Source organism: Rhodanobacter ginsenosidimutans (assembly GCF_042655685.1).
Taxonomy (GTDB): Bacteria; Pseudomonadota; Gammaproteobacteria; order Xanthomonadales; family Rhodanobacteraceae; genus Rhodanobacter; species Rhodanobacter ginsenosidimutans.
Genome location: NZ_JBHSMM010000001.1, coordinates 1,864,535 through 1,889,661, shown reverse-complemented (window position 1 = coordinate 1,889,661; position 25,127 = coordinate 1,864,535). Strand labels below are relative to the sequence as shown.

Annotated in this window: 19 protein-coding genes and 1 pseudogene; 11 read left to right on the top strand and 9 right to left on the bottom strand. The window is 65.1% G+C overall.

The window, feature by feature from the left end; translation table 11 throughout:
* Positions 1 to 115: 115 nt before the first annotated feature.
* Together ACFPK0_RS08255 and glmS are read left to right on the top strand one after the other, a co-directional pair.
* A complete protein-coding gene (locus tag ACFPK0_RS08255; protein ID WP_056079301.1) occupies positions 116 to 1,486 on the top strand; it encodes a pyridoxal-phosphate dependent enzyme in 1,371 nt (456 codons plus the stop codon).
* 56 nt (positions 1,487 to 1,542) lie between these two features.
* Entirely contained in the window at positions 1,543 to 3,372 is a 1,830-nt protein-coding gene (gene glmS, locus ACFPK0_RS08250; RefSeq protein ID WP_056079304.1) for a glutamine--fructose-6-phosphate transaminase (isomerizing), read from the top strand.
* A gap of 39 nt (positions 3,373 to 3,411) precedes the next feature.
* Here the strand turns inward: glmS and ACFPK0_RS08245 are convergent, their stop codons facing one another.
* Positions 3,412 to 4,971 carry a protein adenylyltransferase SelO gene (locus tag ACFPK0_RS08245; RefSeq protein ID WP_377339712.1) on the bottom strand — a complete coding sequence of 520 codons (1,560 nt, stop codon included), beginning with the start codon at positions 4,969 to 4,971 and terminating at the stop codon, positions 3,412 to 3,414.
* 134 nt (positions 4,972 to 5,105) lie between these two features.
* On the opposite strand from ACFPK0_RS08245, the gene ACFPK0_RS08240 reads away from it, so the two are divergent.
* The 4 genes from ACFPK0_RS08240 (at position 5,106) to kbl (ending at position 11,905) form a co-directional block, all read left to right on the top strand.
* Positions 5,106 to 5,693, top strand: coding sequence for a DUF1415 domain-containing protein (locus tag ACFPK0_RS08240; RefSeq protein ID WP_377339710.1), 588 nt, complete (start codon positions 5,106 to 5,108; stop codon positions 5,691 to 5,693).
* Positions 5,694 to 5,813: 120 nt separating this feature from the next.
* Positions 5,814 to 6,836 (top strand): L-threonine 3-dehydrogenase, encoded by a 1,023-nt coding sequence (gene tdh, locus ACFPK0_RS08235; protein ID WP_056080933.1) that lies wholly within the window; start codon positions 5,814 to 5,816, stop codon positions 6,834 to 6,836.
* Between the two features lie 127 nt (positions 6,837 to 6,963).
* The gene (locus ACFPK0_RS08230; RefSeq protein ID WP_377339708.1) at positions 6,964 to 10,623 is read left to right on the top strand and encodes a DUF748 domain-containing protein; all 3,660 of its coding nucleotides are present in this window, start codon (positions 6,964 to 6,966) and stop codon (positions 10,621 to 10,623) included.
* 82 nt (positions 10,624 to 10,705) lie between these two features.
* The gene (kbl, locus tag ACFPK0_RS08225; protein WP_056079316.1) at positions 10,706 to 11,905 is read left to right on the top strand and encodes a glycine C-acetyltransferase; all 1,200 of its coding nucleotides are present in this window, start codon (positions 10,706 to 10,708) and stop codon (positions 11,903 to 11,905) included.
* A 60-nt stretch (positions 11,906 to 11,965) separates the two neighbouring features.
* Here kbl and ACFPK0_RS08220 read toward each other — a convergent pair whose 3' ends face one another.
* The 3 genes from ACFPK0_RS08220 to ACFPK0_RS08210 all read right to left on the bottom strand — a co-directional run bounded on the left by ACFPK0_RS08220 (position 11,966) and on the right by ACFPK0_RS08210 (position 15,218).
* Positions 11,966 to 12,730, bottom strand: a complete 765-nt coding sequence (locus ACFPK0_RS08220; RefSeq protein WP_056080936.1) for a class I SAM-dependent methyltransferase — start codon at positions 12,728 to 12,730, stop codon at positions 11,966 to 11,968.
* Between the two features lie 265 nt (positions 12,731 to 12,995).
* A complete protein-coding gene (locus tag ACFPK0_RS08215) occupies positions 12,996 to 13,787 on the bottom strand; it encodes a slipin family protein (RefSeq protein ID WP_056079319.1) in 792 nt (263 codons plus the stop codon).
* Positions 13,788 to 13,856: 69 nt separating this feature from the next.
* Entirely contained in the window at positions 13,857 to 15,218 is a 1,362-nt protein-coding gene (locus ACFPK0_RS08210; RefSeq protein WP_056603934.1) for an NfeD family protein, read from the bottom strand.
* A gap of 83 nt (positions 15,219 to 15,301) precedes the next feature.
* On the opposite strand from ACFPK0_RS08210, the gene ACFPK0_RS08205 reads away from it, so the two are divergent.
* Positions 15,302 to 15,754 carry a cupin domain-containing protein gene (locus ACFPK0_RS08205; protein ID WP_056605182.1) on the top strand — a complete coding sequence of 151 codons (453 nt, stop codon included), beginning with the start codon at positions 15,302 to 15,304 and terminating at the stop codon, positions 15,752 to 15,754.
* 22 nt (positions 15,755 to 15,776) lie between these two features.
* Here ACFPK0_RS08205 and ACFPK0_RS08200 read toward each other — a convergent pair whose 3' ends face one another.
* Positions 15,777 to 16,793 carry an HD-GYP domain-containing protein gene (locus ACFPK0_RS08200; protein WP_377339704.1) on the bottom strand — a complete coding sequence of 339 codons (1,017 nt, stop codon included), beginning with the start codon at positions 16,791 to 16,793 and terminating at the stop codon, positions 15,777 to 15,779.
* Between the two features lie 258 nt (positions 16,794 to 17,051).
* The gene (locus ACFPK0_RS08195; RefSeq protein ID WP_235578633.1) at positions 17,052 to 17,969 is read right to left on the bottom strand and encodes a DUF3014 domain-containing protein; all 918 of its coding nucleotides are present in this window, start codon (positions 17,967 to 17,969) and stop codon (positions 17,052 to 17,054) included.
* A 192-nt stretch (positions 17,970 to 18,161) separates the two neighbouring features.
* Between ACFPK0_RS08195 and ACFPK0_RS08190 the strand changes: the two genes are divergently transcribed.
* Positions 18,162 to 18,764 carry an alpha-ketoglutarate-dependent dioxygenase AlkB gene (locus ACFPK0_RS08190; protein WP_377339701.1) on the top strand — a complete coding sequence of 201 codons (603 nt, stop codon included), beginning with the start codon at positions 18,162 to 18,164 and terminating at the stop codon, positions 18,762 to 18,764.
* On the opposite strand, the gene ACFPK0_RS08185 is transcribed toward ACFPK0_RS08190, so the two are convergent.
* The gene (locus ACFPK0_RS08185; RefSeq protein ID WP_056079329.1) at positions 18,761 to 19,840 is read right to left on the bottom strand and encodes a mechanosensitive ion channel family protein; all 1,080 of its coding nucleotides are present in this window, start codon (positions 19,838 to 19,840) and stop codon (positions 18,761 to 18,763) included. The two genes, ACFPK0_RS08190 and ACFPK0_RS08185, sit on opposite strands and share 4 nt — an antisense overlap.
* A gap of 150 nt (positions 19,841 to 19,990) precedes the next feature.
* Here ACFPK0_RS08185 and xth point away from each other — a divergent pair.
* Positions 19,991 to 20,830 (top strand): annotated as a pseudogene (xth, locus tag ACFPK0_RS08180) (exodeoxyribonuclease III); the annotation flags it as partial.
* Between the two features lie 108 nt (positions 20,831 to 20,938).
* Here the strand turns inward: xth and ACFPK0_RS08175 are convergent.
* Positions 20,939 to 21,127 (bottom strand): CsbD family protein, encoded by a 189-nt coding sequence (locus ACFPK0_RS08175; RefSeq protein WP_056079336.1) that lies wholly within the window; start codon positions 21,125 to 21,127, stop codon positions 20,939 to 20,941.
* A 167-nt stretch (positions 21,128 to 21,294) separates the two neighbouring features.
* Between ACFPK0_RS08175 and ACFPK0_RS08170 the strand changes: the two genes are divergently transcribed.
* Positions 21,295 to 22,194 (top strand): NAD(P)/FAD-dependent oxidoreductase, encoded by a 900-nt coding sequence (locus ACFPK0_RS08170; protein WP_056080948.1) that lies wholly within the window; start codon positions 21,295 to 21,297, stop codon positions 22,192 to 22,194.
* Between the two features lie 326 nt (positions 22,195 to 22,520).
* The gene (locus tag ACFPK0_RS08165; RefSeq protein ID WP_235577516.1) at positions 22,521 to 24,203 is read left to right on the top strand and encodes a GMC oxidoreductase; all 1,683 of its coding nucleotides are present in this window, start codon (positions 22,521 to 22,523) and stop codon (positions 24,201 to 24,203) included.
* Between the two features lie 82 nt (positions 24,204 to 24,285).
* On the opposite strand, the gene ACFPK0_RS08160 is transcribed toward ACFPK0_RS08165, so the two are convergent.
* Positions 24,286 to 24,843, bottom strand: coding sequence for an NADPH-dependent FMN reductase (locus tag ACFPK0_RS08160; RefSeq protein WP_056079337.1), 558 nt, complete (start codon positions 24,841 to 24,843; stop codon positions 24,286 to 24,288).
* Between the last annotated feature and the right edge of the window lie 284 nt (positions 24,844 to 25,127).

Sequence of the window (25,127 nt, the reverse complement as noted above, 5' to 3'; positions counted from 1 at the left end):
GGGGCCGCCGCCGTTCTGGCACCACGCGCGCACCGGAATCGCCCATCTGCTCGGCTATCATTGACGTCTGTCACGCGGCGCATGGCGCCCGACCCCTTCTTGCAACGGAGCAACCATGACGATCCACCAAAGCGTCCTGGAACTGATCGGAAACACCCCGATGGTGCGCACGCAGCACCTCGACACGGGGGGCTGCGAGCTGTTCCTGAAGCTGGAGAACGCGAACCCCGGCGGCTCGGTGAAGGACCGCATCGGCCTTTCGATGATCGAAGGCGCCGAACGCGCGGGCAAGATCAAGCCCGGCGACACCCTGGTGGAAGGCACAGCCGGCAATACCGGCCTCGGCCTTGCGCTGGTGGCGCAGCAAAAGGGCTACCGGCTGGTGCTGGTGGTACCCGACAAGATGAGCCGCGAGAAGATTTTCAACCTCAAGGCGATGGGCGCCGAAGTGGTGCTGACCCGCTCGGACGTGGCCAAGGGCCATCCCGAGTATTACCAAGACATGGCCGAGCGGATCGCCAACGAAACGCCCGGTGCCTACTTCATCAACCAGTTCGGCAACCCGGATAACCCCGCCGCGCACATCCAGTCGACCGGCCCGGAGATCCTCGCCCAGATGGATGGCAAGGTGGACGCCATCGTGGTCGGCTGCGGCTCCTCCGGCACCCTGACCGGCCTGTCGCAGTATTTCGCCGAACACTCGCCGGCCACCGAGATCATCCTGGCCGATCCGGTCGGCTCGATCCTCTGCCAGTACATCAATGAAGGCACGCTCTCGACCAAATCCGCCAGCTGGATGGTCGAGGGCATCGGCGAGGACTTCCTGCCGCTGATCAGCGATTTCTCCCGCGTGCGCAAGGCCTATGCGATTGCCGACAAGGAAAGCTTCCTCACAGCGCGCGAATTGCTGGCGAAGGAAGGCGTGCTGGGTGGTTCATCCACCGGCACGCTGGTCGCCGCCGCGCTGAAATACTGCCGCGAGCAGACCGAGCCGAAGCGCGTGGTGACGCTGGTCTGCGACACCGGCAACAAATACCTGTCCAAGATGTACAACGACTACTGGATGCTCGACAACGGCTTCCTGGAGCGCAAGCAGCACGGCGACCTGCGCGACCTGCTGCTGCGCCCCTACGCCGAGCGCGACACGGTGGTGATCGGCCCCAACGAACTGCTGGTCACCGCCTACACCCGCATGAAACTCTACGACGTGTCGCAGTTGCCGGTGATGGATGGCGACAAGCTGGTGGGCATCGTCGACGAGTCGGATGTGCTGATGCACGTCCACACCGACGAGACCCGCTTCCGCGATCCTGTCTCCGTGGCGATGATCAGCGACCTGCACATGCTGGACATGCGCGAACCGATTACCGCGCTGTTGCCGGTATTCGAGCGTGGGCACGTGGCCATCGTGGTCGACGGCGACGATTTCCTGGGCCTGATCACGCGCATCGATCTGTTGAATTACCTGCGCCGCAAGGTCAACTGACCACTTCCGGCGCGTCACCGCGACCCGCCGCCAACCAATCCAAAAGGATTTCTCCGATGTGTGGAATTGTTGCTGCCGTTGCCCAGCGCGATGTGGCGCCATTGCTGATCGTTGGCCTGAAGGCACTGGAATATCGCGGGTATGACTCGTCCGGCCTGGCCGTGCTGGCCGGTGGCGATATCCAGCGTGTGCGCGCCAAGGGCAAGGTGCGCGAGATGGAAGCGCTTTACCTGGCTGCCCCCCTGCCCGGCGGCACCGGCATCGCGCACACGCGCTGGGCCACCCATGGCGTGCCCAGCCAGGCCAACGCCCATCCGCACATCGCCGGCCACGTGGCAATCGTGCACAACGGCATCATCGAGAACTACGCCAGCCTGCGCGCCGAGTTGCAGCAGGCCGGCCACGTGTTCACCTCGGAAACCGATACCGAGGTGATGGCCGCGCTGATCGACCGTCAACTGAGCAGCGGACTGAAACTGCGTGATGCCGTGCTGGCTACCGTGCGCGAACTGGAAGGCGCCTACGCCATCGCCGTGGTCAGCAGCAACGAGCCCGACCGCGTGGTCGGCGCCCGCCGCGGCGCACCGCTGCTGGTGGGCCTGGGCATTGGCGAGAATTTCCTGGGCTCGGACGCGCAGGCGTTGATCCAGGTGACCAACAAGATCATCTACCTCGACGAAGGCGACGTGGTCGAGATCACCCGCGACAGCGTGCAGATCTGCGGCCTAGACGGCCAGCCGGTCGAGCGCGCCATGCACGAAAGCGAGCTGTCCGCCGATGCGGTCGAGCGTGGCGAGTACCGCCACTACATGCAGAAGGAAATCTTCGAACAGCCGCGCGCCGTGGCCGACACGCTGGAGGCGCGGCTGGGGCCGCACGGCGTGCTGCCCAACATCTTCGGCATCGAGAGCGATGAGCTGCTGCGCCGCACGCGCGGCGTGCACATCATCGCCTGCGGCACCAGCTACCACGCCGGCCTCGTCGCCAAATACTGGATCGAGGAATTCGCCCACCTGCCGGTGAGCGTGGAAGTGGCCAGCGAATACCGCTACCGCGACGCGGTGGTGCCGCCGGACACCTTGCTGGTCGCCATTTCGCAATCGGGCGAAACCGCCGACACGCTGGCGGCGCTGCGCGAGTCGACCCGCCGCGGCTATCTCGGCACGCTGGTGATCTGCAACGTGCCCGAGTCGTCATTGGTGCGCGAGGCGGATCTGAAATTGATGACCCGCGCCGGCCCGGAAATCGGCGTCGCCTCGACCAAGGCCTTCACCACCCAGCTCGCCGCGCTGGCGCTGTTCGCACTGGAACTGGCGCAACGCAACGGCATGGACCCGGCGCGTCATGCGCAACTGTGCACCGAGCTGCAACACCTGCCGCGCGCCATCGAGGACGCCCTGAAACTGGAGCCGGCCATCGTCGAACTGGCGGCCGAATTCATCCATCGCCAGCACGCCCTGTTCCTGGGCCGAGGCGCGCATTACCCGGTGGCGCTGGAGGGCTCGCTGAAGCTCAAGGAAATCTCCTACATCCACGCCGAGGCGTACCCGGCCGGCGAGCTCAAGCACGGCCCGCTGGCGCTGGTCGACGAGAAGATGCCGGTGGTGGCGGTGGCGCCGAACGGCCCGCTGCTGGACAAACTGAAATCCAACCTGCAGGAAGTGCGTGCCCGCGGCGGCCGGTTGATCGTGTTCGCCGACGGCGCGGCCGGCATGGACGACATGACCGAAAACGGCGCCACCTTGCGCGTGGCTTCCGGTGGCAGCTTCATCGCGCCGATCGTGTTCACCGTGCCGCTGCAGTTGCTGGCCTACCACGTGGCCGTGCTGCGTGGCACCGACGTGGACCAGCCGCGCAACCTGGCCAAATCGGTGACGGTGGAATAAGCCGGACGAACCTGCGCGGGCGGCAGCACGCCGCCCGTCTCAGGAGCTGCACGAAAGCATCGAGCATCCCGCCTTGTGCCGCGCCCAGTCAGGGCGCTTCTGCGCGAACGCCTCGCGCCCCGGCTGGTCGTCGTAAGGCCGCCGCATTACGTCGAGCAGTTCTTGGATGCCGCTGGCATCACCGGCTTGCGCCCGGTCGATCACGTTCTGCACCAGGTAATTGCGCAAGACGTAGCGGGGATTGGCCGTGCGCATGCGCTCGCGGCGCTGGGCGACGGTTTGCGGATCGGTGGCCAGGCGCTCGACATAGCGCTTCAGCCACTCGTCCAGCGCCGGCTCCGCGTCACGCCGCTTCGAGGCGTCGTAGAACGCGTCGTCCATGGGCGCCAGCGTGGGCGCGTCAGGGTCGATGTCGCTCAATCCGCGAAACCACAGCGTCATGTCCACTTCCGCCCGCGCCATCAGCGTGTGCAGCGACTGCATCAACGCCACGTCCTCGTCACGGCATTCGACCAGGCCCAGCTTGGCCGCGATGTTGGCGCGGTCGGCCGCGGCATACGCGGCGGCGTAGCGATCCAGCCCGGCCTGCAAGGGTTCGACACCCGAAAACAGCGGCGCCAGCGCGCCGGCCAGCCGGCTCAGGTTCCACCACGCCACGTCCGGTTGCTGGCCGAAGCGGTAACGGCGACGCTGCGCGTCGGTGGTGTTGGGCGTCCAGTCCGGATCGAAGTTGTCGATCCAGCCGTAGGGGCCGTAATCGATGGTGAGACCCAGGATGGACATATTGTCGGTGTTCATCACGCCGTGCACGAAACCCACCCGCATCCAGTGCGCCACCATGCGCGCGGTGCGTTCGCACACCTGCCCGAACCATTCGCCGTACAGCGCCTCGCCCTCCCCGCCAAGCTCGGGAAAATCACGGCGGATGGTGAAGTCGACCAGTTGCCGCAGCAACGCGTCATCGCCTCGCGACGTCGGCAATTCGAAGTTGCCGAAACGGATGAACGAGGGTGCCACACGGCACACGATGGCACCCGGTTCCGGCGCAGCATGGCCGTCGTAGAACATGTCGCGCAGCACCGCCTCACCGGTGTCGATCAGGCTGAGCGCGCGCGTGGTCGGCACGCCCAGGTGATGCATGGCCTCGCTGCACAGGAATTCGCGGATCGACGAACGCAACACGGCGCGCCCGTCCGCACCGCGCGAATACGGCGTGCGTCCGGCACCTTTCAACTGCACTTCCCAGCGCTCGCCGGCTGCATTGATCACCTCGCCCAGCGAGATCGCGCGCCCATCCCCCAACTGGCCGGCCCAGTTGCCGAACTGGTGGCCGCCGTAATTGGCCGCGAACGGCTGCATGCCCGGCAAAAGCGCGTTGCCGCCGAATACCCGCGCGAAAGCCAGCGTGGTGATGTCCGTCGCGCGGATACCCAGCAGGGCCGCGGTTTCTGCCGAATACGCCAGCAACCGCGGCGCGGCCACCGGCGTGGGCTCGACCAGCGAATACAGCGCGCCTTCAACCTGGCGCAAGCCCGCACCCCGCTCGGGGTCGACGGGCAATTCGCGGACAAACGCATTGTCGAAACGCAGCTTGAGCATGCGGAGGCCGATCGGCAGGAGAGACCCATCCTATATCCGGTCGGCGACGATGCCTTGCAAGGCGTCGTCACATGCCGCGAGCCGTAACGCCCATGCGGCTATAGTCCGCCCCACCGACATCTGCGGAAACGCCCATGCCCGATACACCCAGCCTCAACGCCGACGCCCTGCCCGAGGACGCCTCGTACATCGCCGACACCACGCGCTGGGTGGAGCGCGCCGTGATCGGCTTGAACCTCTGCCCATTCGCCCGTGCCCCACACGTGCAGGGCAAGCTGCGCATGCGCGTCAGCCATGCACGCGACACCGACGCGCTGCTCGATGATCTCTGCGGCGAACTGCAATCGCTGAACGCGCTGACGCCCGAAGAGTGCGAAACCGGCCTGCTGATCCACCCGTTCGTGCTCACCGATTTCCTGGATTACAACGACTTCCTCGACGTGGCGGATGCGGCATTGCAGACGCTGGGGCTGGAAGGCATATGGCAGGTCGCCAGCTTCCATCCGGACTACCAGTTTGCCGACAGCAGCCCCGACGACATCACCAATTTCAGCAACCGCTCGCCCTGGCCCACGCTGCACCTGCTGCGCGAGGCGAGCGTGGAGCGGGCGATGGAATCGATGAGTGACACCGATGCCATCTACCGCAACAACATCGCCAGCCTGGAGCGGCTGGGCCACGCGGGCTGGCAGGCGCTGTGGCGCGACGACAAAAAAGGCTGAACGCATCGCGTCATCGCCGGCGTCGCGTGACTTTCGGCAGGCGGCCCTTGTCAGCGCGGTTCTATAATCGAAGCATGCGCGAGAGCGCGCGCCGATCATGGAACCGTGATGCCCAAGATGATGAAGGCGCTGGTCAAGCGCAAGCCCGAACAGGGCATCTGGATGGAAGAAGTCCCGGTGCCGGAGGTCGGCCCGAACGAAGTGCTGATCAAGATCGAGAAAACCGCGATCTGCGGCACCGACCTGCACATCTACAAGTGGGACGAGTGGAGCCAACGCACGATCAAGCCCGGCCTCACCATCGGCCATGAATTCGTGGGACGCATCGTGGAGATCGGCCCCGGCGTCACCGGCTACAAGATCGGCGACCGGGTCTCGGCCGAAGGCCACATCGTTTGCGGCCACTGCCGCAACTGCCGCGCCGGTCGCCAGCATCTGTGCCCCCACACCGTCGGTATCGGCGTGAACCGCAACGGCGCGTTCGCCGAATACATGAGCATGCCCGCCTCCAATCTGTGGCCTATCCCCGACCAGATTTCGTCCGAGCTGGCCGCGTTCTTCGACCCCTACGGCAACGCCGCGCATTGCGCGCTGGAGTTCGACCTGATCGGTGAGGACGTGCTGATCACCGGCGCCGGTCCCATCGGCATCATCGCCGCCGGTATCTGCAAACACGTGGGCGCGCGCAACGTGGTGGTCTCCGACGTCAACGACTACCGGCTGAAACTCGCCGCCGACATGGGCGCCACGCGGGTAGTCAACGTGGCCAACCAGTCGCTGGGCGACGTGGTGAAGGACCTGCACATCGAAGGTTTCGACGTGGGCCTGGAAATGAGCGGCAACCCGCGCGCGTTCAACGACATGCTCGACTGCATGTACCACGGCGGCAAGATCGCCATGCTCGGCATCATGCCGCGCGGCGCCGGCATCGACTGGGACAAGGTGATCTTCAAGGGCCTCACCCTGCAAGGCATCTACGGCCGCAGGATGTACGAGACCTGGTACAAGATGACGCAAATGGTGCTGACCGGCTTTCCGCTGCAGAAAGTGCTGACCCATCAGATCGCCATCGACGATTTCCAGCGCGGCTTCGACCTGATGGATGCGGGCCAGTGCGGCAAGATCGTCTGCTCCTGGAGCTGAACGATTGCGACGCATCACCGGCACCCGCATTACGGTATCTGCGTAAACTTCCCGTAGCCGGCCGCCACCGGCTGCAAGGAAGGCCCGGCAGGCTGTTGCCGGCCCATGACGCCACCGGAAAGTTCGCATGAATGCCCTTCGCTCCATGGCAGGTGCCCACCTGGCGACAACCCGCGACAAGGCACGGCAGCTGTACCAGTCGCATCGCGCGCGCAAGATCGCGCTGATCGCCGCCATCGTGCTGGTGGTGTTCGGCCTGCTGGGTTTCCTCGCCGCGCCGCCGATTATCCGCGGCCAGATCGAGAAGCGTGCCAGCACTGCCCTGTCACGGCCGGTGACGCTGAGCGCGGTGCACTTCAACCCGTTCACCTTGCGTCTGCAGCTGGACCAGCTGCACATCGCCGACCACGACGGCCGCGCGCCCTTCGTGGACGTCGACGAAGCCGTGATCAACGTCTCGTGGACCTCGCTGTTCCGCCGCGCGCCGGTGCTGGACGAGCTGCGCCTGCAGCACCCGCGGATCCACATCGTGCGCACTGCCGACGGGCGCTTCAACTTCACCGACCTGCTGGAACGCTACGCTTCCGAGCCCGCGGACCCGAAGGCGCCACCGGCGCGCTTCTCGCTCTCCAACATCGGCGTGCACGCGGGTGACATCCAGTTCGATGACCAGCTGACCAAGGCCAGCCACCACGTCGAGCAACTGGAGCTGGGCATTCCCTTCATCGCCAACCTGCCCAGCGACACCGACGTGTTTGTGCAGCCGCTGTTGTCACTGCGGGTAGACGGCAGCCCGTTGCGCATCGACGGCCACACCAAGCCCTTCACGGATACCCGCGAAGCAGTGATGCACTTCCAGCTCGACCAGCTGGACCTGCCGCGCTACCTGACCTACGTTCCCGTGCCACTGCCGGTGGCCGTGCCCAAAGGGCGGCTCAGCGGCGACCTGGAGCTGCATTTCGCGCAAACCAGGCCAACGCCCCAACTCCAACTGACCGGACACCTGCAACTGGACGACTTCGCGCTCGCCAGCAATCGCGGCGAGCCGATCCTCGAACTCGGCCACGGCCGCGTCGAGCTGGCCGACGTGCAACCGCTGCTTTCGCGCTACCACCTGGGTGCGCTGCAACTGGACCGTGCGCAGTTGCACTACACCCAAGGCGCCAACGGCCACGGCAACTTCGACAGCCTGACCACCAGCTCAGCACCAGCCGCGCCCGACGCGACGCCGACCGATCTGCGCATCGCCTCGCTGGCGCTGGCTGGCAGCACCATCCGCTACACCGACGCCACCAGGCACAAGCTCGATCTGGATGACCTGCATGGCACGCTGCAGGGCCTGAGCCTGCAACCTGCTCCCGCCGGCCGCATCGATCTGGCCGCCCGGCTGGGCGGCGGCACGCTGTCGACCAAGGGCACGCTGGATCTGGCCGCCAGCCGGCTGGCCGCCCGACTCGGCCTCAAGCAGGTGGATGTGGCCCCGTTGCAAGCCATGGCGCCGCCCATGGCCGCTCAGGTCACCAAGGGCAAGCTCGACGCCGACGGTCAGTTGCAGCTCGACTGGGGCAAGGCGTTCAACGTGCACCTGGCCGACGCGCACGCCACGGTAAGTGGCTTCGCGCTTGAAGCACCGTCGAAGGAACACGGCACGCCGCTGGCCTGGGGCAAACTGCAGGCGGAACTGCGCCTGCTCGACCTGGCCAGCCGCCAGGCGCAATTGGGCACGGTCACCGTCAGCAAGCTCGACCTGAAACTGCAGCGGCAGCACAACGGCGACCTCAGCTTGCTGGAACTGCTGGCAGCACCGGCCGGCCAGCGAAAGGCCGCTGTCGCGGCAGAACACGACCAGCCCTGGCACTGGAGCATCGCCCACCTCGGTCTCGATGATGGCGCGCTCGCCTTCACCGACTTCGCCGCTGGCGCCAAGCCGGTCAGCCTGCAGATGAAGTCGCTCAAGGGCAGCATCGACAACCTGAACGACAAGCTGGGCGACGCACGTCCGTTCAAGCTGCAGGGCACTATCGATCGCGGCACGTTCGCCGCCTCCGGCAAGCTGCGGCCCTCGCCCTTGGGTGCCGATCTGCAACTGCAAACCAGGCGGCTGGACATCGCCCGCTTCGAGCCGTACATCAGCGTGCCGCTGAACGTGACCGTGGCCGCCGCCCGGCTCACCAGCAACGGCAAGCTGCGTTACGACGGCCGCGGCGATACTCCAAAGCTGCGCTACCAAGGCAACGCTGCGCTGGAACGCGTGCGCGTGCAGGACAAGCTCACCGATGACGACTTCCTGCGCTGGCGCACGCTCAGCGCCGTGAACCTCGACGCCAGGGTCGGCGAGGACGCTCCACGCATACACATCGGCGCCCTCGCCCTCACCTCGTTCTACGCCCGCATGATCGTCAACGCGGACGGCAAGTTGAACCTGGCCGACGTGGTTGCCTCACCCGAAGCCGCACCGGTGTCGGTGACCCGCGCCGCCGGCACCACGCCGGCCACGCCGGCCACGCCGACACCACTGCCGCAAGCTCCCGCCGCCACGTCGACCGCGACAGTCGCCACCTCCGCGCCAGCCACGCCTCCGCCCGACATCCATATCGGCGACATCACCCTGGTCAACGGCCAACTCAACTACACCGACAACTTCATCAAACCCAACTACACCGCCAACCTCACCAAGCTCACCGGCAGGATCGGCGCGTTCGGCACCACCCCGGGCGACCCGCCGGCCGCGCTGTCGGTACAGGCGGCGCTGGACGACGATTCGCCGGTGGACATCGACGGCAGTATCAACCCGCTGCAACCAGTGGCCTTCCTGGACATCAAGGGCAAGGCCAACGAGGTCGAACTGACCCGTCTCGCCGCCTACTCCACCCGCTACACCGGCTATCCGATCACCGCCGGCAAGCTCAACGTGGACGTCCACTACATGCTGGACAACCGCAAGCTCAAGGCTGACAACCACATCTTCATCACCCAGCTCACCTTCGGCGCGCGCGACGAAAGCCCTGGCATCAAGCACATGCCGGTGAAGCTGGCGGTGGCGTTGCTCAAGGACACCCAGGGCAACATCGACGTGAACGTGCCGGTGTCCGGCTCACTGGACGACCCGCAATTCAGCATGGGCGGGCTGATCTGGCGCGCCATCGGCAACCTGATCGCCAAGGCCGCCACTGCCCCGTTCCGCCTGCTGGCCGGCGCCTTTGGCGGCAGCGACGAAGACCTCGGTTATGTCGAGTTCGCGCCGGGCTCGGCCGTACTCGACACGGCGGCACAGGCGCGCCTGGGCAAGATCGTGACCCTGCTGCAACAGAAACCCTCGCTCAAGCTCGGCATCATCGGCCGGGTCGACCCAAGCAAGGACCAGGACGGCTTGCGCAAGGTCACGGTGGAAAACCTGGTGCGCCGCGAGAAGTTGCTGAACACCGAAGGCAAGGACGCCGACACGTCCGACGCCGCATTGGCAGCGGTCAACGTCACCCCCGACGAGTACGGAAAATACCTGCGTCGCGCCTATCGCCATGACGATCTGCAGGACAAGCCGCGCAACTTCCTCGGCCTGAAAAAGTCGCTCGAACCCGACGAAATGCGCAGCCTGATGGAAACCGATGTGTCAGTGGACGCCAAGGCCATGCGCGCGCTGGCCGAGCGCCGCGCCGCAGCCGTGCAAACGTGGCTGAAGGGCAAGCTGGACGATGCACGCGTATCACTGCAGCAACCGCAGCTCGACGCCAATGGCATCGACGACAAGGGCAAGAGCACGCGCGCGGATTTCAGCCTGAAGCAATAGCGCCCCGCACACCGTGCCGGGCTTCCTTCCCTGCACCGCGCCAAGCGGTCAAAATCGAGCTTTCCCATCGGCCGGAATCCCCATGAGCTACTCAGCCAAGGCACGTTACGCCAGCGAACTCCAAACCATCCGCGAACAGGGCCTGTTCAAGGCCGAACGCATCATCACCTCGCCGCAGTCCGCCGAGATCGAGCTGGAAGACGGTCGCAAGGTGCTGAACTTCTGCGCCAACAATTACCTCGGCCTGGCCGACAACGCCGAGGTGATCCAGGCCGCCAAGGATGCGCTGGACACGCACGGCTTCGGCATGGCCAGCGTGCGCTTCATCTGCGGCACGCAGGACCTGCACAAGCAACTGGAGGCGAAGATCGCCGCCTTCTTCGGCACCGAGGACACCATCCTCTATGCCGCCTGCTTCGATGCCAACGGCGGCCTGTTCGAGCCGCTGCTGGGTGAGCAGGATGCGGTCATTTCCGATGCCTTGAACCACGCATCGATCATCGACGGCATCCGCCTGTGCAAGGCGCAGCGCTACCGTTACGCCAACAGCGACATGGCGGATCTGGAAGCCCAGCTCCAGGCTGCCGACGCGGCCGGTGCGCGAACCAAGCTGATCACCACCGACGGCACGTTCTCGATGGATGGCGTGATCGCGCCGCTGGCTGAGATCACCGCGCTGGCGGCGAAGTACAACGCGATGGTGCATATCGACGAATGCCATTGCACCGGCTTCCTCGGCGACACCGGCCGCGGCGCGGCGGAAGTGCATGGCGTGATGGACAAGATCGACATCTTCACCGGCACCCTTGGCAAGGCGCTCGGCGGTGCTGTGGGCGGCTTCACCACCGGCCGCAAGGAAGTGATCGAACTGTTGCGCCAGCGCTCGCGGCCGTATCTCTTTTCCAACTCGCTGCCGCCGCACGTGGTCGCCGCCGGCATCAAGGTGTTCGACATGCTGGACAGCGCCGCCGAACTGCGCACGAAGCTGCAGGAGAACACTCGCCATTTCCGCGAGCAGATGACCGCCGCGGGTTTCGACATCAAACCGGGCGTGCATCCGATCGTGCCGGTGATGGTCTACGACGCACCCAAGGCGCAAGCCATGGCCAACGCCCTGCTGGACGAAGGCATCTACGTCACCGGCTTCTTCTTCCCCGTGGTGGCCAAGGGCCAGGCACGCATCCGCACGCAGATGAGCGCGGCGCATACGCGCGAGCAACTCGACCGGGCGATTGCGGCATTCACCCGGGTGGGTCGCAAGCTGGGCGTCATCGGCGGCTGAAGCATCGCGGACAATGTTGCGGCGGGACGTATCACATCCCACCGCGACACCATCCACGCATCACTTCGCGGGCTTGCGGAACCGGTACATGAACTGGTCGGTGTGGCCGCGTATCGACTTGTCGAACACCTTGATGTCGTGCGGATCGGCCGGGTTGCGCAGCGCATCGCTCTCGCCATCGAACACGAAGCCGGCCGATTCCACCTGCGTCTTCACGATCGCCGGATCGATGCGGTGCAGCGTGTTGGTATCACGCATGCCCGAACCTGCCGGCGCCACGTGGTCGATCACCACGAACACGCCACCCGGCTTCAACGCCGCAAACGCCTGCCGATCCAGCGTCACCGGATCGACCTTGCCCATGAACGGGTCGGGATAGTCGTGGTAGTTCTGCGAGGTGAACACCAGGTCGACGGATTCCGGTGCGCGCAGCATCGCCGCCGGCTGGGTCAGCACGCTCACATTCGCGTAATGCGGGTTCGCCGCCAATGCCTTGATCGTCGCGACACCTTCATCGTCGACCTTGGCGTATTCATTCGGCACCACCGCATACACGTGCCCCTGCGTACCCACGACGGCGCTGAATACGCGGGTGAAATAGCCGCTGCCGGGCATCAGCTCCAGCACGTTCTGGCCCGGCTTCACCTCGGTGAAGGCCATGACCTGCGCCACCTTGCGCCGGGCATCATCGGACTGGTCGGCTTGCCGCGCGGGATCGGCAACGGCCTTGGCGACGGCATCGGAAACCGTGGGGGCCGATGTTTCAGCCAGGGTCACCGAGGGCAAGGCGAGAACAAGCAACGCCGCGAGAACAGTCAGACGCATGACGTACTCCTGCATCGAAGGGGGGAGCGCCGATTGTGCGCCTGATGCGCCGCGTGATCGATAGTCACGAAGGGCGCCAGCCCAGGAGTGTGGACGGCAGAAACGCAAGGGGCTGCAGCTTTGCGCTTTTGGCCGGGTTTTCCGCTCCTTTTCGTCAGATAGCTACGGCTATCTTCCTCAAACGATCGAAAAACCCGACTCAAAAGCGCTTCGCCTCGCTCCCTTGGTTTCCACCGCCCACGCTCCCAGCCGGCGCCCTTCCCGGTTACCAGGTGATCGGCTTGTCGTCATCCTTGGCGCGCATGGCGGCGGGGAACGCCTCCATCAGCGGCCGGATCAGATCCAGCGGCAACGGGAACACGATGGTGGACGACTTGCCGGTGTGCGACATGTCGGCCATCGTCTGCAGGTAGCGCAACTGCAACGCCTGCGGCTGCTGCGACAGCATCGCCGCGGCATCGCGCAGCTTTTCGGCTGCCTGCATCTCGCCCTCGGCATGGATCACCTTGGCTCGGCGCTCGCGCTCGGCCTCGGCCTGGCGGGCGATGGCACGCACCATGGTCTCGTTGAGGTCCACATCCTTGATCTCGACGTTTGCGACCTTGATGCCCCACGGGTCGGTGGATTCATCGAGGATGGCCTGCAAGGTCTGGTTGATCGAATCGCGCTGCGACAGGATCTCGTCCAGCTCGTGCTGACCCAGCACCGAGCGCAGCCGCGTCTGCGCCAGCTGGCTGGTGGCCTGCAGGAAGTTCTCCACCTGCAGCACGGACTTGTCTGGCTCGACCACGCGGAAATACACCACCGCGTTGACGCGCACCGACACGTTGTCGCGCGAGATCACATCCTGCGGTGGCACGTCCATCACGGTGATGCGCAGGTCCACCCGGATCATCTGTTGCACCACCGGCAACAGCAGCACCAGACCGGGCCCGCGCGTGCCCGTATAGCGGCCCAGCGTCAGGATCACGCCGCGCTGGTACTCCGGCAGGATCTTCACCGCGGAGAACAGCAGCAATATCGCGATGATGACCAGGACACCGACAAATCCAAACATGACTCTCTCCCATCAACAGTTTTTGGAACGGCACCGCGGAATGGCCCGCGGCGCCGCTTTCCGAGCGCTTCAGAGGGGCTCGACCCGCAACAGCAAACCCTCCCGCCCGACGACACGCACCCGCGCGCCGCTGGGCAGGGCGGTTGCGCAGCGGGCGCGCCAGCGCTCGCCGCGCACCAGGACCCATGTTTCGTTGTTGTCCCCCACCGGTTCGAGCAGCTCGGCGACATCGCTGCGCATGGCGTCGTCGCCGGTCACCTGGAGCGAGCGGCGCGAGCGGAACACCAGCCATACGACCAGTACCAGCAGACCCGCGGCGCATACCGCGATACCGCCAATGACACCCAGGTTCACCGCATAACCCGGCACGCCGGTATTCATCAGCATGATCGACCCCAACACGAAAGAAACCAGTCCACCCACGCCAAACACACCGACGGTGGGCGTCACCGCCTCGGCCACCAGCAGGCCGATGCCCAGCGCCATCAGCGCCAGGCCGGCGTAATTCACTGGCAGCAACTGCAACGCATACAAACCGACCAGCAACGCGATGCCGCCCACGATGCCCGGCAGCATGGCGCCGGGATGCAGGGCTTCCAGCCCTAGGCCGAAGATGCCGGCCAACAGCAACAGATAGGCAATGGTGGGATTGGTGATGATGCCGAGAAAGCGGCTGCGCGAACCCGGCGCGTAATCACGCACGGTGGCATCAGCCAACTGCAGGGTGACCGTCTCGCCGTCGACCTGCACGCGGCGCCCGCTGGCCTTGGCCAGCAGGTCGGCGGCGTCGTTCGCCACGAAATCGATGACGTGCTTCTGCGCCGCCTCGCTGGCGGTCAACGTGGCGGCGCCGCGCACTGCCTGCTCGGCCCAGGCCGCGTCGCGCCCACGCAGTTGTGCCAGCGAGCGGATATAGGCGATCGAATCGTTGAGGACCTTGTTCGATTCGGCGTCCTCGGACGCCGCGGCCTTGCCCGTACTGGATGCCGCCGCCGGCCCTGCATCCGGCTTCTGCAGCGGCATCGGCGTGCTGCCGCCCAGTTTTACCGGCGTTGCCGCGCCAACATGGGTGGCCGGCGCCATCGCGGCGATCTGGGCCGCATAGAGAATATAGGTTCCGGCCGAGGCGGCCCGCGCCCCGCCCGGTGCCACGTAGGCCAGCACCGGCACCTTGCTCGCCAGCATGCCGGCGATGATCTGGCGCATGGAATCGGAAAGACCGCCGGGCGTGTTCAACTGCAGCACGATCGCTACCGCGCCATCGGCAACGGCGCGTTCCGCGGCATCGTCGAAATATTCCGCGGCGGCGGGGCCGATCGGTCCGTTGAGCGACACGCGGGCGACCATCGGCGAGTTCGCTGGCGTCGGCGCAGGTGCCGCCGTCGCAGTGAGCGCAAGCAAGATCGCCAGCAACAAAAGCCAACGCGTCATCACGAACCTCCTGCATCCATGACGGCACTGTAGCGCGGATCATGTTAGTGATCGGGCAAGTTCAAACCCTACCGGAGTACATGATGCCGAAAATAGATATTGCCAGTGTTCCCGAACGCACCGGCTCGAACTACCCCGCCCCTTTCGCCGAACAGGCCGGCAAACGCATCAAGCTGGCCCTGGGCAATGCCGGCAACTTGCAGGACTTCGGCGTCAACCTCACCACGCTGCCGCCAGGCGCCTCATCCAGCCAGCGGCACTGGCACAGCCACGAGGACGAATTCGTGTACGTGCTGTCCGGCGACGTGGTGCTGGTGACCGACGCGGGCGAGCAAACCCTGCACGCCCACGACTGCGCCGCATTTCCGAAAAACGTGGCGGACGGCCATCAGCTGCTGAATCGCGGCAAGGTCAACGCGGTGTATCTGGAAATCGGCTCGCGCCATCCGGACGACGCGTGCACCTATCCGGATGTCGACCTGCATGCACCCGCCGGTGACGCTGGCTATACCCACAAGGACGGTTCACCGTACTAGTGCGGCAGCCCGGCGGGCAATCTCAGAGCGCGGCGTCCGACCCCCACAGCGCTTCCATGCTTACGTTCATGCCCAGCTCGTCGAGATCCACCACCTCGGTCACGGCGTGAGCCGTGGGGTCGCCATGGCGACGAATCGGCGCACCGATGCGCAAACCGTCCTGGGTGGTGATCGAGGACACCCGCGGATTGCGGTCGGTGGCGCCCCGGCGCGTGACCACCGCAATGCTGCCGTTGTGCAGACGCACGCCGGTGCCCGGCGGGTAAATACCCACGGTCTTGATGAACAGCGCCGCATGATGCTCGTTCACCGCCGCCCCCTCGTTGAGAAAGAGCCGCCGCAAGGCCACGTTGGGCAGCATGGCACTGCGGCAGGCGCGGCTGGAAACCCGCGCGCAATAGATATCGGCCAGCGATACCAGCTGGGTCAACGGGTGAATGGCGTCGCCGGATTTCTTTGCGGGGTAGCCGCTGCCATCCGGGCGCTCGTGATGGTCGCGCACGATTTCCAGCCAGCGTTCGTCGCCAACGCCGCGCTGCCGCAGCCAGTCCACGCCGCGTTCGCAATGACCGGTCACGTCACGACGCTGTTCGTCGTTCAACTCGCCCACTTCCTGCAGGCGTTGCTGCAGATCGAGCATGCCGAAGTTCATGGTCAAGGCCCCCGCCACCACGGTGGAGAGGTCGGCCGCAGAGAACGACATGGCCACGCCGGCGATCTGGCATGCGATGGCCGCGTTCACCGAATGGCGAATGGCGTAGGAACCCTCGCGATGCATCAGGATCGAAGCCAACGCGACATCCGCGTTGGCCCGGCAGGCACGCTGCACCGTGGCGGCCACTTGCAACAGAGGCGTGGAGACCTCGTCTCCGACCGGCGCGGCGGACAACAACTGCAACTGGCGTCGTGCACCGAGAATGAGCGACAGCGGCGACGGGTTCCGGTCGGGTTCCGGCGCCGCGGGCTCGTGGGTGGGCGTCGCCCCTGCCCACAACGCATGACGTTCCAGTTTCTCGATCTGGCTTGCGCTGGTTATCACGTGACCGCGGCGCAGGAGAAGCGTGCCCTTCACATCATAGGCATCGCATGGCAACGGTTCGCCAATCTTGAGATCCGATGGATCGATCAGACGCTTTTGCACATTCGCCCCGCTTTCAGGTACCGAGCGGTCGAAGCGGTGTGCTCCCGGGTCGATGGCCTCAACCAACCGACCCTCCATTGCGGCAGGCCTTGCAACTGCAACCGCAACCAGCACCGTGTACCTGTACATACCTGATCGGCGGATGCGCCGTGATCTTTAGCCTGGGCCGGAAGAAGCACCAGGCGCGGGACGTCCGGCGGCCGGCAAATCGGTGCCGACAAGGATCGCGCGGATGGCACGCAGCTTTGCCTTGATCAACGCCTCGTTGGCCGGCCCCGTACGCAACAGAAGCCTCTGGCCCGCCGAAAGGGATTCCAGCGCGGGATCCGCGAACACGTAATGGCTCTTCGATCGCAACAGGAGTGCCGGCTGTGCCAGCTCCGGCGCCGCCAGCAGGTCGTCGATCACCACAATCAACCGGTCGTTGAAATAACCATGGGGGTAGCCAAGCTCCTGATAAGCCTGCTGGAACATGGGGTATGCACGCGCATACCAGGCGACCAACTGCGCCGGATCGACATGCTGCATCACCTCGATATAAGGCGTATAGCGGTCACTGTTCTGCGCGGCCACGGTGATATGGCCATCGGTTTCGACCGTCGCAAACGCACCCTTGGGCGGGTGCGCGGGCAGCATCAACGTACCCATTGCACGCCGCGGCAAGGCATCGATGGTGGCGACGATGCGCGCCACCACCCGTGTCGATACCAGCAAATCACGCCCCTGGTCTCCACCTGTCAGCGCCATGAGCGCGGCGATCACGTCGTCGTCGCTTTCACCGAGCGGCGGCAGTGAGGCAGTGGACGCAGTAGCTGGCACCGCCGCCTGCGTGATCGGATGGCGGGGTGACGTCGCCGTCGCTGGTGCGACCTGCGTTGTGGCCGATGGCGCCGTTTCACCGGCCGCGGGCGGTTGCTGCTTCATCTTGTGCGACACATAAAGAGCCACCACCGCAACCACCAGCACCACGACCACAGCCAGCACCCAACTTGCCACCGATGTTTTCTTTTTCACGCGTACTCCGTCGTTGCCATTGCACAAGCGGTTCGACTGAAAGCGGTCCGGATCGTTCACGGCCCCGCGTCACGCCGACGACACCAGCATGTCCGAAGTGGCCTGCGCATGCGTTGATCTTTCGTTAGCCACCGTGCTTTCACCTCGCGTGTCCATGTATTTCCGCACCATGGCACCCCCTGCACACCGCGCTGCCTTCATGCCCGCCTCCCCCATCCGCTTCGCCGGCGAACGCGCTCCACGGGCCTGATCATGAAGCAGGCCGGTCTTTTCGATGCGGGCGGCACGCGGATACTGCTCGACGATGTCAGCGGCAAGATCACGCTGACGCCGGACCTCATCGATGCGCAAACCGCAGCCCGGTGGTTTCGGGCGTTGCACGACGGCATCGTGTGGAAGAGCGGCCGTCGGGTGATGTACGAACGTGAAGTGGACGTACCGCGATTGCGTGCGCATTTCCGCACCGACGACCCGGCGCTTCCCGACGTGTTGCAACAGGCCCTTGGCCGTGTTCGCGCCGCCTTCGGCGCACCGTTCGACAGTATTGGCCTGAATCTCTACCGCGACCAGCACGACAGCGTGGCGCCACACAACGACAAGCTCGCGGATATCATCAGAGGCCAGCCGATCGTGTTGCTGTCGCTCGGCGCCACCCGCACCATGACGATCCGCGGCAAGCAGCCGCCGCGCCATGTATTGCGGGTGGATCTGGACGCCGGCAGTGCGCTGTTGATGAGTTGGGAAACCCAGCTCCACTACGACCACGCCATTCTCAAACAGCGCGCTCCCATCGGGCCGCGCATCAGCCTGGCCTTTAGGGTGCGCGAAGCGGGCAAGACTGGCGATGGTTCCTAACGGCTGTCGCCTTTGGGAAAGCGCACCCGCTCCGGCTCGGCGTTGAGCCGCTGCAGCATTGCGGCGATCAGGCGGGATTTGACGCTGCCGGCCTGTTTGGGATCCACCACGTAGCGCACGATCGCGTCGATCCAGGTATTGGCGTTGACCCGAAACAGCACCGACGGCCGCTCGTGCACCTGCACCTGGTCCACCGGGGTGGACGCCAGGATGTCGCGGAAAACCTGCACGCGTTCGATCATCGCCTCGCCCAGTTCCGCCTCCGCCGCCTCGCGCATCACCCGGCCCACGAACTCAAAGTCGCTGTCGTAGCCCACCTGGAAGGAAATCTCGTTCCAGATATACGGAAAAACCGGCCATGAATAGTTGTAGATGGCGCTGGTCAGCACGTTGGCATTGGGAAACTTCACCAGGCGCCCGCTGGGATGATCGGTGGAGACATAGGGCCCGCCAACCTCCCACAGCGTCGTATCCAGGTAGGTCACGTCGATGACATCGCCGGTGGCCTCGCCGATGCTTATGCGGTCGCCCACGCGATAGGGCTCGCGCGCAAGGATGTAGATCCAGCCGATGAAGCTGGTGATCGGCGTCTGCAACGCAAAACCCAGCACCAGCGAGATAAGTCCCAGCGAAGCGGCGGCTGCGTACCAGTTGGCGAACAACACCGAAACCACGATGGACGCCAGCACCACGTACACCACCAGGCGCAGGATGCGGCGCAGGTTGTAGCGGGTGACCGCCGTCTCCGCCCGCTCGATGGCGTAAACGCGCGCCAGCCTGGCTGCCGCCAGAGTCAACACGATTGCCATCGCGCCCACGCTGGCTCGCCGCAGCAGCGGAACGTAGCGCGCGGCGAAATCGAAGTAATGCAGCCGCAACAGGTAAAACACCACCGCCAGCACAATCAACGCCAACGCATAGGTCCCCAGCCAGAACTTGTGCCGGCGCGGTACCGCTGGCGGCTTTTCATCGCCGCAGTCGCGCGAGCGCTGCCGCATGGCGCGCTGTACTTGTTCATCTTGGGCCTTCGCCGGGTCGAGGGCGCTGTTGGCGACGGATGGGGAGGGATCGGTCATGCATGCTTTCCCGGCTGGCCGAAGTACGGCGTAGGGCCAGCGAACTACACCGGCGGTACCGATAAAGTGAAAGCCAGCGCCTGCATGCTCACTGCGCGTGCACCATCGCGCCCGCTAGCATCCGGCAGTCCATCCCGATGGAGCCGTCGCGTGTCCCCGCTCAAGCTCGCCACTTTCAATATCAATGGCATCCGCTCGCGACTGCCGATCCTGCTGGCATGGCTGGAGCGCGAGACGCCCGACATCGTCTGCCTGCAGGAACTGAAGGCGCCCGATGATGCGTTTCCGATCGCCGAGATCCGCGCCGCCGGCTACGGTGCGCTGTGGCAGGGACAAACCTCCTGGAACGGCGTGGCGATTCTCGCCCGCGGTGGCGACCCGGTGGAAAGCCGGCGCGGCCTGCCCGGCGATCCGGCCGACAAACAGAGCCGCTACCTGGAGGCGGCGGCGCATGGCGTCATGGTCGGTTGCCTCTACCTGCCCAACGGCAACCCGCAACCGGGGCCGAAATTCGACTACAAACTGGCGTGGTTCGAGCGGCTGATCAAGCACGCCGCGCGCCTCTACAAGAGCGGTCACCCGGTGGTGCTGGCGGGTGATTTCAACGTGGTCCCCACCGACGAGGACATCTACAACCCGCGCTCATGGCTGAAGGATGCCCTGCTGCAACCTGAAAGCCGCGCGTGCTACCAGCGACTACTGGCGCAAGGCTGGACCGACGCCTTGCGTGCCCGTCACCCGGATGATCGCATCTACACGTTCTGGGATTATTTCCGCCAGCACTGGCCGCGCAATTCGGGCCTTCGCATCGACCATCTGCTGCTGAGCGCCGATCTGGCGCCGCGGCTGAAAGATGCCAACGTCGATCGCTGGGTACGCGACCTGCCCCATCCCAGCGATCACGCACCGACCTGGATCACGCTGGACATGGCGGCCCGGCGCAAATCCGCCGCGCCGCGCAAGACCGCCCGCCCGCGGCCGGCCGAGCCTTGACCAGGCCACGAGCGGGCGCGATGGCTGCAGCCCGCCATCGGTTTCTCGGCAAGCGGCCGGTGACAACCGACCCTGGCCAATCCCTGGCCGGGCCATCAAGCGCCGTCAATGGCGACGGTCGGCTTCCCGCTTGGCGTCGTCGTTAGCCTTGCCAACCTTTTTCTGGACCTTGCCGACGTTTTTCTCCACGGCGCCCTTTGCTTCCTGCCATTTGTCGCCCGTGACCTTGCCGGCCACTTCCTTCACGGCACCCTTGACCTCGTGCTTCGTACCCTCGACGCGATTGTGATCCATGCCAACTCTCCGCAAGCCTGCGGCGTGCAGGCGTTTCGTTTGTACGACGAGGGCGGTCGACAGGCCGTGACCGGCCTGTTTGCACGATGTTTGCGGGTGCCGATGCGCACGTTGCATTCACGGTCCGGGCCGGCAAGCTGTGTGACCACCTCGTCCGGACGCTCCGCATGGCCCACACCTACGACTGTCTGATCATCGGCGCCGGTCCCGCGGGACTCACGGCGGCGACCTACCTGGCGCGGTTCCGGCGCGACATCGTGGTGCTGGACGGCGGCCAGAGCCGCGCCCGCTGGATTCCGGCCAGCCACAACTGCCCCGGCTTTCCCTTCGGCGTAGCTGGCAACGAATTGCTGGCACGTTATCGCACCCACGCACGGGAATACGGTGTACCGATCGTGGAAACGCAGGTACAGACCCTGGCCAGAGAGGGCCCTGCCTTTGTCGCCGGTGATGGAACGTGCGAATGGCGGGCACGTCATGTGATCCTGGCCACCGGCGTGGTCGACCGGCTGCCCGAGATGGCGGACGTGGATGACGCCATCCACAGCGGCGTGGTGCGCTTGTGCGCGGTTTGCGATGGCTACGAAGCCCGCGACGAAGCGATCGGCGTACTCGCCCCGGCCGCCGAGGCGCTCGACCATGCCGAATTCCTGCGCACGTTTTCACGCAAGGTCGCCGCGTTGGTCATAGATGAACCCGGCATGCTTGATGACGCATGGCGGCGGCGCGCGGACCGTGCCGGTATCACGTTGTACCCCGCGCCCACCCGGCTGTCGCTGCGCGCCGGCGGTTGCCAGGCGGATTTCAGCGACGGCACCACGCTGCGCATGGATACGCTCTACCCCGTGCTTGGCGCCGAAGCGCAATGCGCGCTGGTTCGCGCACTCGGCGCGCGGCTCGATGCCGTTGGGGCGCTGCATGTGGACGAACGGATGCACACCAGCGTGGAGGGTTTGTATGCGATTGGCGATGTGGTCAGCGGGCTCAACCAGATCAGCGTGGCGGTGGGCCATGCCGCGCTGGCCGCCAGCGCAGTGCACCAGCGTCTTCCGTCGAACCCCCGGTGAGGATCGGTTCCCCGCGCCGTGCCGACAGCCGAGGCCACAGCTGTGCGGGTAGAAGATCAGGTGTTGATCAAGGGCGCGACGTTGCGAACCGACACGCGGTGGTATCGGCAAAAACCAGCCAACGGCAATGCGCGGGAAAGCGCATACACGCGCGAATAAATTCACCGTACCGGTGCCACCACTTGCGGATCGGGGCGAACGACGACGGAATGTTCGAGCCATCGGACTGACGATGTATTCAACACCGCCGGAAAACTTGCATATACTTCCGCCGCTGGGGGCAGCAGGGGCGGCGGCATATAACCGTGCGTCAGGGAGATTCGCGAGTGATAGTCGACTACCAGGATGGTTTGTCTACCACAGATATCGAAGCGGATCTTTGCGTCATCGGCGCAGGACCCGCAGGCATCGCCATTGCACAATCGTTCGTAGGGACGTCGGTGAATGTCTGTCTCATCGAAGGTGGCGGCCTTGCTGGTGAGCATGAAATGCAAGCGCTGTATGAAGGTTCGTCCATTGGGCCGTTGCCGTTCGATGCGTCGACATCACGCATGCGGGCGTTCGGCGGAAGCTGCAATCTCTGGGGCGGCGGGTGCATTCCACTGGCCGAGCTCGACCTGACCGAGCGTGATTGGGTACCGCACAGCGGCTGGCCCATTTCCTACGCCGAACTCGAACCGCATTACCGCCAAGCGCAGAAGTTCTGCGGTATCGGCGAGAAGGCCTTCGAATCGGGTTCGTTTCTGCAATCATTGCCACGCCCGCCAATCGCCTTCGACGAAACCAGCGGGCTGGTCAATCGAACGTTCGTCAGCACCCCCATGATCTTCAGCGACGCCTATCGCGGCGAACTGGAGCGCGCACCGAATATCCGGGTGCTGCTGCACGCGAACCTGCTGGAATTGCGGACCTCACCCGATGGCAGCGTCGTGCAAGGCGCGGTTATCGGCTCGGTCGCCGGGCGCCGCAGCATGGTTCACGCGCGCCACTATGTATTGGCCTGCGGCGGCCTGGAGAACGCGCGAGCGCTGCTGCTTTCCAATGCCGTGGCACCCAACGGACTCGGCAACGACCATGATGTCGTCGGCCGCTATTTCATGGACCACCCCAGCAGCAGGCTAGGCGCGATTTTCGGCGAGGGTGGCGATCAGGTTATACGGCCGTACGACCGTGACCTGGGCAAGGGAGATGTTCCCTCCTATCCGGAGATCACGCTCTCCGATGAGGTGCAGCGTGCCCGCAAGCTGTTGAACGCACGCGTTCACGCGTTTCCGGTGGAAAGGACAGTGCCCCGTGGCTTGCAGGCCTTGCGGCAACTGCGCGCCAGCTGGCGTCGCACCGGGAGCGAGCCGACGGTGGAGGAGCGACTCTGCACCGCCTTGAACCACCGCCCGAGAATGGTGCAGCCATCCGATGCCTCGCCCGCGATGCTGGCGCTGCGCACCGGCATCGGCGCCGTCGATATCCTGCGGGCGTTCGTGAACAAGTTGAACGACCGCCCCAGCGTGGAAAGCGATCATGTCGATCTCGTCGGCTTTTTCGAGCAGGCGCCGAATCCCCAGAGCCGGGTGATGCTTGGCGATGACCGGGATGCCCTGGGCCTGCGGAAGATCTGCGTGGATTGGCGGCTTACCGAGCTCGACCTCCACACCTACCGCGTGGCAGCGGAAATGTTCGGCCAGAACGTGGCTCGCGCATGCGGGGGTCGATTCGAGCCGGAGGCCTGGTTGCGCGACGGCAGCCAAGTACCGCCGATGTACACCACCGCCCATCACCTGGGCACGACGCGGATGGCGGACGACCCGAAGAAAGGCGTGGTCGATCGCCACGGCAAGGTGCATGGCGTAGCCAACCTGCACATAGCCGGCAGTTCCGTATTCCCGACCGGCGGCTGGGCGTTTCCGACACTCACGATCGTCGCCTTGAGCCTGCGCCTGGCCGAAAACATCAAGGCGAAACTGCGGTCGGACGCACTGGCCGAGATGGGGACTCAGGCGAACGCCGCCTGACTCCCTTCATTACAGAATTATCCGGTGTTGTAAACACTCGCCGCCTGGCGCCATGGCCAGGCGGCAGCGGTCGTTGCGACGTTCAGGCCAGGTGCCGGCGCACCCATGCCACGTAACGGTCGACGAAGTCCTGCAGGAATTTTTCGGTGCCGTCGTTGCTGATGTGGCCCTTCTCATCGATCAAGGTATCGTCCTTGAAATGCACGAAAACCTCCGGCTGCGCCAGCGTCGACACGTCCAGATAGGCCAGCGTGTTGCGCAGATGCTGCTGTGCCATGGCGCTGCCCACCGCGCCGATCGAGGCGCCGATCACCGCCCCCGGCTTGCCCGCGAACGAGTTGGTGCCCCAGGGCCGGGACCCGATATCAAGCGCGTTCTTCAGCACGCCGGGCACCGAGCGGTTGTATTCGGGGGTAACGAACAGCAGCGCGTTGGCGGCCTCCACCTGGTGTTTCAGCCGCTTGCACTCGGCCGGGTAATCGCCGTCGAAATCCTGGTTGTAGAGCGGCAAGTTGTCGATCCGGATGTGCTCGAACTCCACCCCTTCGGGCGCCAGCCGCTCCACGGCCAGCGCCAATCGGCGATTGATGGATGCCTTGCGCAGGCTGCCGACGAATACCGCTACCTTGATCTTACCCATGTGTTTGGCTCCGACAGGTTGAGGTCCATTTTGATGCGCCGACCAGTATAGGTTCCTCGGCGTTAGGCACCGTGATGACGCCCGGTTTGGCCCGAAACGACCCAGTGGCACGCCGATTGCTTTGTCGATCTCACGGATCACACTGATTTTTCAGGTTTTCTTGCCGACCCACCCCGTGCAACAATGGAGAGACGCCAGTGCTCATGCCCAGGGCATGACGGACTTGTTGCAGGGAATACGCATAGTCCGGTGAGGGGAAGTCAACGTTCAAGGAACGGTCGATG